Source organism: Clostridium sp. (assembly GCF_047777555.1).
Taxonomy (GTDB): Bacteria; Bacillota; Clostridia; order Clostridiales; family Clostridiaceae; genus Clostridium_H.
Window position 1 is genome coordinate 371,616 of the sequence record NZ_JBKEEV010000002.1, and the last position, 14,259, is coordinate 385,874.

The window sequence follows — 14,259 nt, forward strand, 5'->3', positions numbered from 1 at the left end:
ACTTTATGCTACAATAAAAGCATATGAAAAAACAGGGGGGAAATTGCTTTTGTATAAACTGATAAAAAAAATTCACAAACACGATGTTGCTATTTTGAGAATTATAAATAATTCAATGAGCTGTAAGGTATTAGACTTTATTATGACTCCCATAACTTACCTAGGCTCTACAATTTTCTCAGTACTATTTACATTGATAGCTATAGTCAGTCCTAATAAGACCATACATTCATTAGGTATAAAAGTTTTATTTACCCTATCAGTAAGTTCTTTTATTTCTAAAATAATAAAAGAATCTGTAAATAGAATCAGACCATTTATAAAAATTAGTAATTTAAATATAAAAAAGATCGGAATAGATGAATATTCTTTTCCATCTGGTCATACTACAGCTGCTTTTTCTATGGCTGTTACAACTTCCTTATTCTATCCTAATGTAGCTGCAGCAGTAATTTTCTTAGCCTCTTGTGTTGGAATTTCAAGAATATATATAGGAGTCCATTATCCTACGGACGTGCTAGCTGGAACTTTCATAGGAAGTGCTACTTCCTATATAATCTTTCATATTATATAATTATAATAATATATATTAAATTATAATATTGGAAAAGGAGTTAGATATGCTGAATAATATAAAAGCTGCTATATTTGATATGGATGGAACATTGGTGGATTCAATGTGGGTATGGACAAAAATAGATATAGATTTTTTAAAAATGCGCAATATAGAATGTCCTAAAAACCTAAAAGATGAAATTGCTCACCTTAGTTTTGAGGAAACAGCAGCATACTTCAAAAGAACATTCAACTTAAAAGAGAGCATAGACGAGATTTGCGATGAGTGGAACAATATGGCGTTTGAAGAATATAAAAATAACGTACCACTTAAACCTGGAGTAAAAAAATTTCTTGATATGCTAAAATCTATGAATATAAAAATCGGACTAGCTACTAGCAATTGTCATCTCCTTTTAGAAACTGCTCTAAAAACTAATGGTATATATGAATACTTTGATGCAATAACCACAACTGATGAAGTTTCTAGGGGCAAACAATTCCCAGATGTATATCTGCTCACTGCAAAAAAACTTAATGTATCTCCTAGTGAATGTATAGTTTTTGAAGACATACTTCCTGCAGTTATGGGCGCTAAAGCAGCAGGAATGAAAGTTGTGGGTATCTACGATGAATATTCACACTATCAAAAGAATGAAATACTTACTGCCGCAGATAAATATATCTATGAATATTATGAACTAATGAAAGATGCTATTTAGAGCATAATTTATATCATGAAAAAGAGAGGCTTACACCTTTAAAGTGCAAGCCTCATTTTTATCATAATTCATTCCCTGATATAAGTCCTCATTTTTCAATTTATCATCTATAGCATTTAAAACTTCCCATTTCTTTAAACTCCACATAGGACCGATTAGTAAATTTCTCGGAGCATCTCCTGTTAATCTGTGAATTACTATATTCTGAGGAAGCAAAGTAATTGCCTTCGTCACCAAGTCTATATATTCATCTTTTTCTAAAAACTTTAATTTTCCTTCTTCATAAAGTTTAACTAAAGGTGTACCCTCAAGGAGGTGAAGTAAATGAATTTTTACCCCTTGTATATCCATATGACTTAAATATTTTATGGTATTTAGCATGTCTTCTTTATCTTCTCCTGGAAGTCCAAAAATAGTATGAACAACAACATCAACATTTATGCTTCTAAGCCTTTTCACTGCATCTTCAAAAACAGAAAGCTTATATCCCCTATTTATGATTTTAGCTGTATCCTCATTAGCAGTTTGAAGACCCAATTCTACCCAAGTATATACCCTGTCATTAAATTCCTTTATTAAATCTATAACTTCATCGCTAAGACAATCTGGCCTTGTGGCTATGGCAAGAGCAACAACGCCTTCTTTATTTACTGCTTCTTCATACTTTTCCCTCAAAACCTTTATAGGAGCATAGGTGTTTGTATATGCTTGAAAATATGCTATATATTTTCCATTCTTCCATTTGTTTTGCATCATTTCTTTTATATCATCAAACTGTCTATCTATAGAGAAGTTTCTATCTCCTGCAAAATCTCCTGATCCTCTTGCACTGCAATATATACATCCACCCTTACTTATAGTTCCATCCCTATTAGGACATGAAAAACCTGCATCAAGGGATATCTTAAAAACTTTTTCTCCAAATTTTTCTCTCAGGAAATAATTTAAACTATAATATCTTTTATCTCCCCATATTTTTCTCATTGTAATCTCCTTTTCTAGTAAAATAAATAACTACATAAAATCTATTATTTCTTGAAACATAGTCACTTATAAAAAGCCTATAGTCTATTATACACCATAGGCTTTTTCCTTCAAGTTTATGATTCTGACTTCTTTGCCTTAAATTCCTTAAGATCTAATTCCCAATTTCCAACATATTTCTCAATACCATTTTGCTTGTCTTTAGGAACTATAGTATATTTCATAGTTTCTTCCTCAAATCCTCTTAAAACTATGTTTACTTTGTTTAATGGATATTCTTCTTCAAAATTAAATTTTATGAGTTCTCCATCTCCTACGTTATACACCCTAATAGATCTGTTTCCATCCTTTGAGTATTGAACTGCTAAAAGTTTTTCATCTTTAGAGAATATCATATTTTCAATGACAGCATTCTCCATAATGTCACAGGACACTATTTGCTTTCCTATAGGCTTTTCCTTAGGCATTTTTCTACTTTGAGTATCCCTCTGCTCTCCACCTGCACCGCTGCTATTTGGGTTTCCTACACCACTACCTCCTCCACCGCCGCCTTGGCCTTGAGTTTCCATGGAGTCATCAAAAGTTAAAAGTCCTATATATCTGCCGTTTCCAATAGTTGATATAGCTACTATATCTCCTGTATAATCAAGGACTATAGGTCCAAAACTACTTTTTGGAACTATCTGACTTTTCATTTGAGCACTATCATCTTTGGAATAAGCATACTTAGGAAGTCCTTCCATATCTGTAAGCAAAAATGTACCTAATTCACTTTTTTTCCTAAATCTTATTTCATCAAAGCTATGAAAAGCTTCCATGAGCAAAGTAGTTTTAATTTCCTCTATTTTATAGTCTATTCCATCCTTTATAACCTTAAATCTATATTCCACTATTTGAGTCTCTGGCTTATTCATATTTGCCTTAACTACGTTTAACCTAAAGGTTCCTTCTCCTCCACTTTCAGTCATCTCTTCCGTTCTAAATCCTCTTATTTTTAAATCATTTGGCTTTATATCCTTTACATCAATTTTTATTTTTTCACTCAATAGTTCGTTAGCCTTATCATAGTTTTCTGATGCAATATTCTTTATATATGATTCTACTATATTATTGGCAGCCTTAATATCAAACCTATCCTTCTCTCTAACATTTTCAGCTTTTTTCTCCGTACATCCTACAAGTCCAAGGATTAGAGCAAAAACCAGTATATAACTTGTATACTTCTTCATGCTTTTATCACCTATCTTCATATTAAAGTTCATATTTATTTTTCCACTAAATAAAAATTTAATTTATATAATCATTATTTTTATTAATCTTTATATATTTATAAAGAAAGTTTTATTAATATGATGGAGGTATTATCTTGAAAAAGAATTTGAGTTTAACCTTTCAACTATGTGCAGTATTTATTGGCACCATTGTAGGTGCAGGTTTAGCTTCTGGACAAGAAATAACCTTGTTTTTTACAAGATATGGACATAAGAGTTTTAAGGGACTTTTAATATGTATGATAATCTACATATTTATGGGATTTAATATTATACATACTAGCATAAAATATAATCTAAAATCTTACAACGATTTAATAAAATTAGTAAGTCCCGGCATTCTAGGAAAAGTTACCGGAATAATTACAGGAGTATTTTTAATAAGCAGCTCTTCCATAATTTTGGCTGGAAGCGGTGCTCTGCTTCACCAATACTTTAATATGCCAAGATTTATAGGAACTATTATAATGGCATGTATAGGCTTGTTTACCTTACTTAGAAATACAGATGGCCTTATTGAAGTAAATTCATTTATAGTGCCCTGCTTATTGATTGTAATTACCACCATTTTCATATTGTTTATTACATTATCTAGAGATATAGCCACTATATCTTACATAAAAACAATTCCTAAATTTAAAAACAACTGGTTTATATCCTGTCTTTTATATGGAGGCTTTAATATCTTAGCTTGCAGCGGAGTTCTTGTACCTTTAAGCTCTGAAGTTAGAAATGAATCTGCTTTAAAACGCGGACTTATTTTAGGTTCTATTGGGCTTACTGCTTTGGGAATGATGATTAACTTCATGCTGCTTTCAAATGTTCCAAATATATATAAATATGATATTCCTTTACTTTACATAGCTCATAGATTTGGAGTGGTACTTCAAGTAATGCTTCTAGTAATTATATGGCTTGAAATGTTTTCAACTGAGGTGTCTGATATATACAGCTTAAGTAAGACACTACAGCAAGTCTTTAATATATCCTATAAAAAAGCTGTAGTGATTATATTACTTATTGATATTTTAGTATCTCGTTTTGGCTTTGTTAATTTAATACGTCATGTATATCCTTTCTTTGGCGCTATAAGTTTAATTTTTATGATACAATATATTATGTTTAAATTTAATGAACCACATAAGAAAAAATAAGGGTGTGAAAGTATGCTTGAAAGGTGTAACTTATGCTATAGAAATTGCAATGTAGATAGATTAAATGGTAATACTGGATTTTGCAACTCTTCTGATAAGGTAAGAATTGCAAGAGTATCTCTTCACTATTGGGAGGAGCCTTGTATCTCAGGAACCAAAGGCTCTGGAACTGTATTCTTTTCTAACTGTAATCTAAAGTGTGTATTTTGTCAGAATCATGCTATAAGCAGTGATGGAGTAGGAAAAGAAATTTCAGTTGAACGCCTCAGCGAAATTTTTTTAGAACAGCAAAATAGAGGTGCTCATAACATAAACTTAGTAACTCCTACTCATTATGTGCCTCAAATAATAGAAGCATTAAAAATTTCAAAATCAAAGGGACTTAACATTCCCATTGTGTATAATACTAACAGCTATGAAACCTTGAAAACTATAAAAGCTTTAAATGGTTATGTTGACATATATCTTCCTGACCTTAAATATTATAAAGATAAATATGCAATAAAATACTCTAACGCTCTTAACTACTTTAAAATAGCTTCTAAGGCTATAGAAGCTATGGTCTCTCAAGTAGGAGAACCCAAATTCGACCATAATGGTTTAATGAAAAGAGGAGTAATAATCCGACATCTAATGCTTCCCGGACTTCTTTTTGATTCAAAAAAAATAATAGATTATATATACAAAACCTTTAAAGATTCCGTATATATAAGCATTATGAATCAATACACCCCAACTCATAATGTATTAAATTATCCTGAAATAAACAAACCCGTAAATCAAAAACACTACGAAGCACTAATAGAATACTGCCTATCCATAGGAATTAAAAATGCCTTTATTCAAGAAGAAGGTACAGCTTCAGAAAGCTTCATCCCTGAGTTTGACTTGAGAGGAATTTAAACTATTTTACACCATAAAATAGTTTAAAGTGGAGGCGCCTATAGACGCCTCCACTTCTTCACTGACTTTTAATCTCTTTGCCCAGTAGAGCTTTCCTAAGTGCAAATCCCACGGGAGATGTTATATCTTATATTTGCTTAAATCCTCTTTAAATTCCTTAGTAAGCTTTTTAAATTCTGATATACCTTCAATAAGGTTCTTAATTTCATTGGTGTAGTTAGAAACATTGGCACTTACTTCTTCTGAAGACGCTGAATTTTCCTCAGCAATAGCTGACAATGATTCTATGTTATCATAGATTTCTGTGATTGAATCAGCTTCCTTATCAAGTTCGTTTATGGTTTTAATCATAGATGCTGCTACAGTTTGAATTGATTTAGTAGCATCTAGACTTATATCTCTAACGTTTTGAAGATTAGTAGTTTCTCCTTCTAGCACCTCATATTGACTTCCTATCTTGTCCACTAATATGTTGATTTCACTAACAAATTGAGCTAAATTAGAGTTAATTTCCTCTACTGCCCCTTTAGTTTCTTCTGCAAGCTTTCTTACTTCTTCTGCAACTACAGAAAATCCTCTTCCTGCTTCTCCTGCACGAGCTGCTTCAATAGAGGCATTTAGTGATAAAAGGTTAGTCTGCTCTGAAATTTGAGATACTATAGAAACTATATTATTAATGTTATTTGCCTTCTCCTCTAATTCTATTCCCTTATCCTTTACTTCTTGGAACTTTTTAAGACATTCAACTATGTTTCTGCTAGTATCTTCCACATTCTTATAGCTATTATTAATTTTATCTATAGCATATTCAAGTTCTTCTTTATTTTTGTTTTCGCTGGCTACGATTTCCTTTAATATTTCTATGTTGCCATTTAGTATGGATGCAGCATTTTGTGTATTTTCAGCCTGACTTACAGCACCATTAGCCACCTGTTCCACAACACATGATATATCTTCTGAAGTTCTTTCCATAGAATTGGATATGACATTTATATTTCTAACAAAAGTATTCATTTCATCGGTTACACCCTTAAAACCAACAAAATTTGCTCTAATAATCTTTCTGTGCTCCTTTAATAGATTATACAAATCCTCAAAAAAGTCTCCTGTTTCAATTTCTCCTTCTTCTGTATAATCATTTGTATTGATTTTCCTTATTTCTTCTTCAATAAGCTTTTTAGGTCTTACTAACATATATACAATGAAGCTAGAAACAACTGCTGGAACTATAGACGCTAGTACAAATTTCAGTATATTATTTACCCCTAATAAAGGTATATTAACTAATGCAGAAACTAAAAAAGTATATATTCCAACCTTGGCTGGCATCTCCTTAATAAATCCTAGCGATAAAGCCTTATTAAACTTATAGGTCCTTTTGAAAAATATATCATTTTCAAAAGTGATTTCCACTTTTAAGCTTCCCGTAGATCTTTCAATTTCTTTTATTTCTATATTTTCCTTAAAAAACTCTGCACTTCCGTCAATTAATCCTAAAAAGTAATCATACATCTCCCTTTTAGAATTATATGAAAATACAGCTTTTCTACTAGATATTGGTTTTATATTTAAAATAGGCGGCTTAGCTCCTGGAAGCTTTTTAACCATCTCCACATGAATATCAAACATGGATCTAAAGAAAGAATACAAATTTTCATGTTCAAAGAATGCAGGGAAATCAGTAAAGAAAGATAAAATATTATCCTTTCCTATAGTTCTCCAAAGCTCATTAACTGAAACATTTTTCTTATCTGATATAAAACTAATTACCCTTCTTATTTCCTCATCTTCAACATTCTCTCCAGGTAAAAATATTTTACTTGGTTTCCATCCAACTGACTCCATAGCCATATTTACTACTTCATCATCATAAATTTTTCTACAAGTTTTAAGCCATGTAGCAACCACTGTTCCTTTCATAATCTTTACCTCCTAAATCAATACATAAAATTAAACCAATGCTTAAATTTACGATATCATATTAAAAAATAAACCTTTTTATCTGTACTTGTAAGTTTTCTCCTCCATTGTAACTCCTTCTTTCTTATAATCTATCTTTATTATTGAGATAACTCTTGCAGCACCCTCCTCAACACATATGTCCTGAGCCTTCTTCACAATTTCTAAAAGCTTGTCAAGGTCTCCCTCCATAGTCGTTTCCATAGGTCCTACTTCATACTTAACACCACAGGAATCTATGTATTCTATTACTTTATCAACCACAGGATATATTCTATCCTCCTCAACTACTGGCAAAACCTGAATACTTACATTTACATTTTTCATTTTAAGTCCCTCCAAAAAATGCTTATATATGATATACTAACTTTAAGAAAATTGTACAACAATTCTCTTAAGTGGAGAAGTGTAGAAAGTGAAATCATATAAGTGCCTCTCCTCCACTAGACATAAATTTTGTTGCTCTATTTATTTCTATTATACACTTATTTTGGAGGTTTTGTAATGAAAATAGTTTGCATTGGAGATAGTTTGACTTATGGATATATGGTTAACAACCCAAATAGGTGGACTCAACTATGTGAAAATAAATATAATATAACCTTTCTAAACAAAGGAAAGTTAGGAGATACCACTGCTGGTATGATGTATAGATTCTATGAAGATGTAGTTTTGGAGAAACCTGGTATAGGAATTATAATGGGTGGAACAAACGACTTTTTAATGAGCTCTAATTTGAATAAGGTAGAAGATAACATAATGACTATGATAGAGGAAGGAATGAATAATAATATAAATATGGCTCTAGGCATACAGCCTCCAGTGATTCCTTCTATGGCTGAGACTCTCTGGGCTCCTGAAGTAGATTATAAAATTGTAAACGAAAAACTTTCATACTACAGAGATTGGTGCATCAGTTTTTCAAAGGAAATGAATATACCATACATAGATTTTTATAATAAAATAAAGTCTCAGATTAATATGGAAACTCTACATGAATTATACATAGATGGCATACACGTAAATATTAGAGGGCATAAACTTATGGCAGAAGCTGTGTTTGAGGTTTTAAATTCTATAATTTAAAATTTATATGCATCTAGTATTAATTTTCTAAATTGATTATAAATATGTTTTTATTACATACTTTGTATGGTATTATATAGTTATTGGACAATTATGTGGTTACTTAGTCGTAGATTATCTTACTATTGATGAGGAGAATTACAATATGCGAAAAATATCAATTACACAAATTAAAGGTAATGAACTATTAGCAAAACCTATTTATGATCCTTCTGGTAGATTGCTTTTAGCTAAAGATACTCTTCTGAAGCCAGGATACAAGATGAGATTAAACACTTTGGGGATTATGTCCATATATGTAAACGATGAACTTTCTAAAGGAATTGAAATAGAAGACTATATATCGGAAGAAATTAGAATTAGCACTAAAGAGGCTTTAAAAAACGAAGTTAAGAAGATTTTAAATAAGAGAGATCCTAATACACATAAATTTTTAGAATTAGCTAATTCCATTATAGATGACATACTTTCTCACGAAAGAGTCATGATAAATATTTCTGATATTAAGTCTAAAGATGAGTGCTTATTTGAACATTCCATAAATGTATGTGCCTTATCTGTAATAATGGGAATTCATCTTGAATACAGCAATGAACATTTGAAAGAGCTTGCTGTTGGTTCTCTTCTGCACGATGTTGGTAAGCTTTTAACTCCAAAAGATATTATAGATAAAGTGAAAGATGGAGCATTATTAAATTCTGAAGAAACAGATGTGTTAAAAAAACATCCTATAGATGGATATGAAATTTTCAATGAGAAATATAATGATATAAGCTATATATCAAAAGCAATTATTTTAATGCATCATGAACACTGTAATGGTACTGGTTTTCCTTTAGGTCTTACTGATGACAAGCTTCATGAAACAGTAAAGCTTGTATCTATTTGTAATACATTTGATAATCTTACTTCTGATTTTAGTGGCTGCAAAAAGATGGAAGTGTATCAAGCATTAGAGTACCTCGTAGCTATGAGTAATACCCTATTTGATAAGTCAATGGTTGATTTATTTATAAAAAATGTTGCTGCTTATCCTTCTGGAAGTATAGTAAAACTTAATACTGGGGCCTACGGAATAGTTTTAAAACAAAATAGAGCTTTTCCTCTTAGACCTGTAATAAATTTAATTTATGACGAAAATGGAAACAAGCTTAAAGTTCCTAAAGAAATGAATTTATCGCAAGAAACTACCCTATTTATTGTAGACACAGCGGAAAATATCTAAAAAAACAAGTTAGCAAGTTAGGAAGCTTATCTAAGCTCTAACTTGCTTTTTACATAGTCTATTCTCAAAGTATTTCCGTTTCTACTTTTTCAACAACAGCTTCTGTATTTTCTTCAACAAATTCTATCACATTTTGTATTATGGTATTTGCCATTCTAGTGCTGTTACTAACGCAAGCTATTCCTATCACAATTGACTGATGATAATCTTGATTTTCTATCTCTGCAATAGAAATATTAAATCTGTGCTTAGCCTTTCCAATGATGCTCTTTACCACCATTCTCTTTTCCTTTAAAGAGTGAACCCAATTTGCATATAAGTATATCTTTGCTGTCCCCACAATCACTTTATTCAACCCCACTTATTATTTTGCATTTGCTGGTTCTATATTAATCTTCTTGCCTTTAATTGTATTATTCTTCATTATATTCAATACTTCTCTTGCGTATTCTTTTGGTACCTCTACAAAAGTAAACTTTTCATATATATCAATTTTACCAATCAATTTTCCTGCTATACCAGTTTCTCCTGCTATAGCTCCTATAACATCCTTAGCTTGAATCTTGTGATTTCTTCCGATGTTTATAAATAATCGTACCATGCCTTCTTCTGCACCAGTATCTCCTAAGTCATCATCAAGATTTAATTCTTCTTTTCTTTCTTCTCCTGTAGACATTTTTAACAATGCAGCAGCTACATCTATTGATGCATAATCTTCATCTAACAGCTTTTCAATATAGTCTATATACTTTCCTAAGTGTCCAGCTTCTATGGTTTCTTTTACCTTCTCCATAAATATTCCCATCTTAAACTCTTCTACATCGTCAGCTGATGGAACTTCTGCTCTTTTAATTCTTGTCTTAGTATATCTTTCTATATCCTTTAACTTTCGTATAGCTTTTCCTGCGACGAAAGTATAAGCAATTCCAGACTTTCCAGCTCTTCCTGTTCTTCCTATTCTATGAACATAGTATTCTTCATCTTGAGGTAAATCATAGTTAAATACAACTTCCACATCATCAACATCAATTCCTCTTGCTGCCACATCTGTTGCAACCAAAATTTCTATAGTTCCGTTTCTAAACTTGTTCATAACCCTATCCCTTTGCTGCTGTTTCATATCTCCGTGAAGTCCTTCAGCAAAGTATCCTCTTGCTTGAAGTTGGCCTACTACCTCATCTACTCTTTTTTTCGTATTACAGAATACTACAGACAATTTAGGATTTGTTATATCAATAAGTCTTGATAACACTTCAAGTTTTGCTGATTCTTTTACCTCTAAGTACCTTTGTTCTATACTTGGAACTGTTAATTGCTTATGAACTACTTTTATAAATTCAGCATTTTTTTGATATCTCTTGCTTAATTCTAGTATAGGCTTAGGCATTGTAGCTGAAAATAATACAGTTTGCTTTTCTTGAGGTATTTCTTGTATTATGGTTTCTATGTCATCTCTAAAGCCCATATCTAACATTTCGTCTGCTTCATCTAAAACTATCATCTTAACATTTTCTGTCTTTAATGTCTTTCTTCTCATGTGGTCCATTACACGTCCTGGAGTACCTATGATTATCTGAACTCCTCTTTTTAAAGCCTTAATTTGGCGGTCTATAGGCTGCCCACCATATATAGCAAGTACACTTATGCCTTCTTTATATTTAGCGAGATTATTTAACTCTTGTGCTGCTTGAATAGCTAATTCTCTTGTAGGACACAACACCATAACCTGCAAGCTCTTGTCCTTTGGATTTACCATCTCTATAGCTGGTATACCAAAAGCTGCTGTCTTACCTGTTCCTGTTTGAGCTTGCCCTATTATATCTCTTCCATTTAATACAAAAGGTATTGCTTTTTCTTGTATAGGTGATGGTTCTTCAAAACCCATTTCTGCAATTGCTCTTTTTATTTGCTCCGATATCTGTAAATCTTCAAACTTAATTTTTCCCATATTAACTTCCTTCCAAATCTTAGTTTTGCATTATCTTAACTTAACCATTATATATTTATTATTTACAACTTGCAATCAAATATATCATGCTTTAAGAAAAATCCGCAGTATTTTCTAACCATCAGTATACTAATATTCATCAGCCAGAGCTTCACTAAGGTTTTCTGGAGCAGATGGATAGCCTAAAAGCATAGCCTCCAGCTTATTAAAGTCATAGTTTCTCTGTTCATAATCATTAAAGCTGTCCTTTTTGCTCTCCCAATTATTATATGTATTTTTAAAATTATTTTTATTACTATTAATACTATTTCTATAATTGGATTTATTATAGTGTTTTTCAATTAAAGAATTTAATTTTTCATGGATATTAACTTTCCTCTTTGAATTATCCTTAGCTTTATGATGTTTTATGTTTAATTCATATATATTGCTAATAGAACCTCTTCTTTTAACTATTACTAATCCAAACTTAACCAATTCCTTTAATGCTCTCTGCACAGTCCTAACGCTTTTATTAAGCCTATATGCTAAGGTCTTTTGGGATGGAAAGCAGCTAGTTTTATTATCAAAACAGTAACTTTTTAGAATACAATATAGTTTAAAAGCTTGTCCACTTAATTCTAAGTTTAATATTTCATTTTGTACCATTGTAAAATCTCTCATATCTATCCCCTCCAAAGTGTAGATATGCACTTCTAATACAATTTGTACAAAAAATGTTTTAAAATTTTATTAGTATTTATTTTTATTAGTATTATTAATTTATTTATTATTACATTAGTATTCTTTGTATATCATATGTGTCATATTAGAAAAGCCATCATTGTCATATTAGATGCGACTTGTATGTCATATCTAATGCGACAAACAAAAGTTTAGGAGTAGAGGAAGTGGATAGTGGAGAGTTGAGCCGCCAAGGCGCAAGTAGAGAAAAGGGCAGTGTAGGAAGTTTAAGAAGTGTAGGCGCTGCGCTGCGCTGAGTTTAGCCGTTAGGCTGCTAGATTTGATGTATTTTTAGCGCATTTGAACGTGAAGTTTAGATTAATGATGATTATATCCTTTTTAACGGCGAAGCACGACAAATAGGCTGTTGCAAAATTCATAAAAGTTCCGTATAAAATCAAAAGCCATGCATAAATGGAAATTCCACTATGTGCATGGTTTTTATTTCTGGGTTTAAAACACCATAAGAACCTTCTATTGTCTGAACGTCAGTGAGTTTAGAAGGTTCATGGGTTTTAAATCCAGAAATATTAGAGCTTCTTTGCGTAGTGAAGCTTTCCTAAATGCAAATCCCATGGGTGATGTTATACCGTATTATGCGTAAAGGCTACTATTTTATCAATTGGAATATCTGTTATAGAGCCTAGTGTATTATCAACTATCTTCCAATTATCATCTTCATCATCGCCGTATTCCCTCTCTTGTATATCCTTCTTATCGCTTACATATGTGCATGAATTTCCTAAAGGGCAAGCAGGTGGAGGACCAATCCTCGTAATCAAACGTACATATGAATTGTCTACACTAAGGATCACTCCTGTAAAACCTAATCCAGCCTTTCCTCCAGCTGTTACAAAAATAGTTACAGTTTCTCCTATATATCTAGATAAGTGTATTACAAAATTTGAATTTATAATCACTGGACCATTTTGTGCAGCACTTAATTCATCTTCTGGTAGTGCTCTCCTACTAGTTCTATCTTCTAATATGTTCTCATTGTTTTGGAGCACAAACTTCATCTCCTCTTATATCATAATTTAATATACAATACTATATTTATATATGTTTTAAACTAGCCTAATATTCCACCCATGAGCTGCTGCGTAAAAAAAGCCATAGCAAATGAAAAAGTGGAGAGTGTAGGCGCTGCAAGCGCCTACACTTCTCCACTTAAGAAAAATGCTTCACATTTTTCTTATACTGCATTATGAACAAATGCTGCTATTCTATCTATAGGAATATCTGTTACTGATCCAACTGTAGTTCCTCTGCAGGTAAATCTTCCAGTGTCTTCTAAATCCTCTTGTCCAAGACATTGGCTATTAAAGTCATTATCAAAATTATCTTGTACTGCATTATTATATCCGTCAAATCCAGCTCCTGCTACTGGACCATTACTGTTTCTACATCTTTTTCTATCATTGCAGCAGCTTCCTAGTGGGCATCCTGGTGCAATTCCAATTTGAGTTATAAGTCGTACAAAACTATTATTTACACCTAAAAGAACACCTGTAAAGCCTTCTCCAGATTCTCCTCCACTAGTTGTAAATATAGTAACGGTTTCCCCTATATAATCTGATAAATGAGATACAAAATTTGTTCCATCCATAATATTGCTATCCCCCTAAATATATAATATTTTATGGACTAGCTATCTTACCATATAGTATTCTCTCATATATGATTGATACTACCTTTCAATAGCTAGTAATAACCTTTATTTCAAATG

General features: G+C 31.6%; 15 protein-coding genes. 6 read left to right on the forward strand and 9 right to left on the reverse strand.

What is annotated here, in order from left to right:
- The first annotated feature begins 49 nt into the window (after positions 1–49).
- On the forward strand, positions 50–574 hold the full coding sequence (locus ACFWTK_RS05030) for a phosphatase PAP2 family protein (protein WP_415875000.1): 525 nt from the start codon (positions 50–52) through the stop codon (positions 572–574).
- A gap of 46 nt (positions 575–620) precedes the next feature.
- Entirely contained in the window at positions 621–1,277 is a 657-nt protein-coding gene (locus ACFWTK_RS05035) for an HAD family hydrolase (RefSeq protein WP_415875001.1), read from the forward strand.
- 30 nt (positions 1,278–1,307) lie between these two features.
- On the opposite strand, the gene ACFWTK_RS05040 is transcribed toward ACFWTK_RS05035, so the two are convergent.
- Together ACFWTK_RS05040 and ACFWTK_RS05045 are read right to left on the reverse strand one after the other, a co-directional pair.
- Positions 1,308–2,261, reverse strand: a complete 954-nt coding sequence (locus ACFWTK_RS05040; RefSeq protein WP_415875002.1) for a TIGR01212 family radical SAM protein — start codon at positions 2,259–2,261, stop codon at positions 1,308–1,310.
- A 116-nt stretch (positions 2,262–2,377) separates the two neighbouring features.
- Entirely contained in the window at positions 2,378–3,490 is a 1,113-nt protein-coding gene (locus tag ACFWTK_RS05045; protein WP_415875003.1) for a hypothetical protein, read from the reverse strand.
- 134 nt (positions 3,491–3,624) lie between these two features.
- Here ACFWTK_RS05045 and ACFWTK_RS05050 point away from each other — a divergent pair, with 134 nt between their 5' ends.
- The gene (locus tag ACFWTK_RS05050; protein WP_415875162.1) at positions 3,625–4,686 is read left to right on the forward strand and encodes a YkvI family membrane protein; all 1,062 of its coding nucleotides are present in this window, start codon (positions 3,625–3,627) and stop codon (positions 4,684–4,686) included.
- Between the two features lie 12 nt (positions 4,687–4,698).
- The gene (locus ACFWTK_RS05055) at positions 4,699–5,589 is read left to right on the forward strand and encodes a radical SAM protein (protein ID WP_415875004.1); all 891 of its coding nucleotides are present in this window, start codon (positions 4,699–4,701) and stop codon (positions 5,587–5,589) included.
- 120 nt (positions 5,590–5,709) lie between these two features.
- Here the strand turns inward: ACFWTK_RS05055 and ACFWTK_RS05060 are convergent, their stop codons facing one another.
- The gene (locus tag ACFWTK_RS05060; protein WP_415875005.1) at positions 5,710–7,509 is read right to left on the reverse strand and encodes a heme NO-binding domain-containing protein; all 1,800 of its coding nucleotides are present in this window, start codon (positions 7,507–7,509) and stop codon (positions 5,710–5,712) included.
- Between the two features lie 78 nt (positions 7,510–7,587).
- A complete protein-coding gene (locus ACFWTK_RS05065; RefSeq protein WP_415875006.1) occupies positions 7,588–7,875 on the reverse strand; it encodes a thiamine-binding protein in 288 nt (95 codons plus the stop codon).
- Positions 7,876–8,052: 177 nt separating this feature from the next.
- On the opposite strand from ACFWTK_RS05065, the gene ACFWTK_RS05070 reads away from it, so the two are divergent.
- Together ACFWTK_RS05070 and ACFWTK_RS05075 are read left to right on the forward strand one after the other, a co-directional pair.
- Positions 8,053–8,634 (forward strand): GDSL-type esterase/lipase family protein, encoded by a 582-nt coding sequence (locus ACFWTK_RS05070; protein WP_415875008.1) that lies wholly within the window; start codon positions 8,053–8,055, stop codon positions 8,632–8,634.
- Positions 8,635–8,779: 145 nt separating this feature from the next.
- Entirely contained in the window at positions 8,780–9,859 is a 1,080-nt protein-coding gene (locus ACFWTK_RS05075) for an HD-GYP domain-containing protein (RefSeq protein ID WP_415875009.1), read from the forward strand.
- 64 nt (positions 9,860–9,923) lie between these two features.
- Here ACFWTK_RS05075 and ACFWTK_RS05080 read toward each other — a convergent pair whose 3' ends face one another.
- The 5 genes from ACFWTK_RS05080 to ACFWTK_RS05100 all read right to left on the reverse strand — a co-directional run bounded on the left by ACFWTK_RS05080 (position 9,924) and on the right by ACFWTK_RS05100 (position 14,139).
- Positions 9,924–10,205: a DUF503 domain-containing protein gene (locus tag ACFWTK_RS05080; RefSeq protein ID WP_415875163.1), complete on the reverse strand. Its 282-nt coding sequence runs from the start codon at positions 10,203–10,205 to the stop codon at positions 9,924–9,926.
- A gap of 18 nt (positions 10,206–10,223) precedes the next feature.
- On the reverse strand, positions 10,224–11,807 hold the full coding sequence (locus ACFWTK_RS05085) for a DEAD/DEAH box helicase (RefSeq protein ID WP_415875010.1): 1,584 nt from the start codon (positions 11,805–11,807) through the stop codon (positions 10,224–10,226).
- Between the two features lie 129 nt (positions 11,808–11,936).
- Positions 11,937–12,470 (reverse strand): helix-turn-helix domain-containing protein, encoded by a 534-nt coding sequence (locus tag ACFWTK_RS05090; protein WP_415875011.1) that lies wholly within the window; start codon positions 12,468–12,470, stop codon positions 11,937–11,939.
- A 644-nt stretch (positions 12,471–13,114) separates the two neighbouring features.
- Entirely contained in the window at positions 13,115–13,447 is a 333-nt protein-coding gene (locus ACFWTK_RS05095) for a hypothetical protein (RefSeq protein ID WP_415875164.1), read from the reverse strand.
- Between the two features lie 278 nt (positions 13,448–13,725).
- Positions 13,726–14,139 (reverse strand): hypothetical protein, encoded by a 414-nt coding sequence (locus ACFWTK_RS05100; RefSeq protein WP_415875012.1) that lies wholly within the window; start codon positions 14,137–14,139, stop codon positions 13,726–13,728.
- Positions 14,140–14,259: the final 120 nt, after the last annotated feature.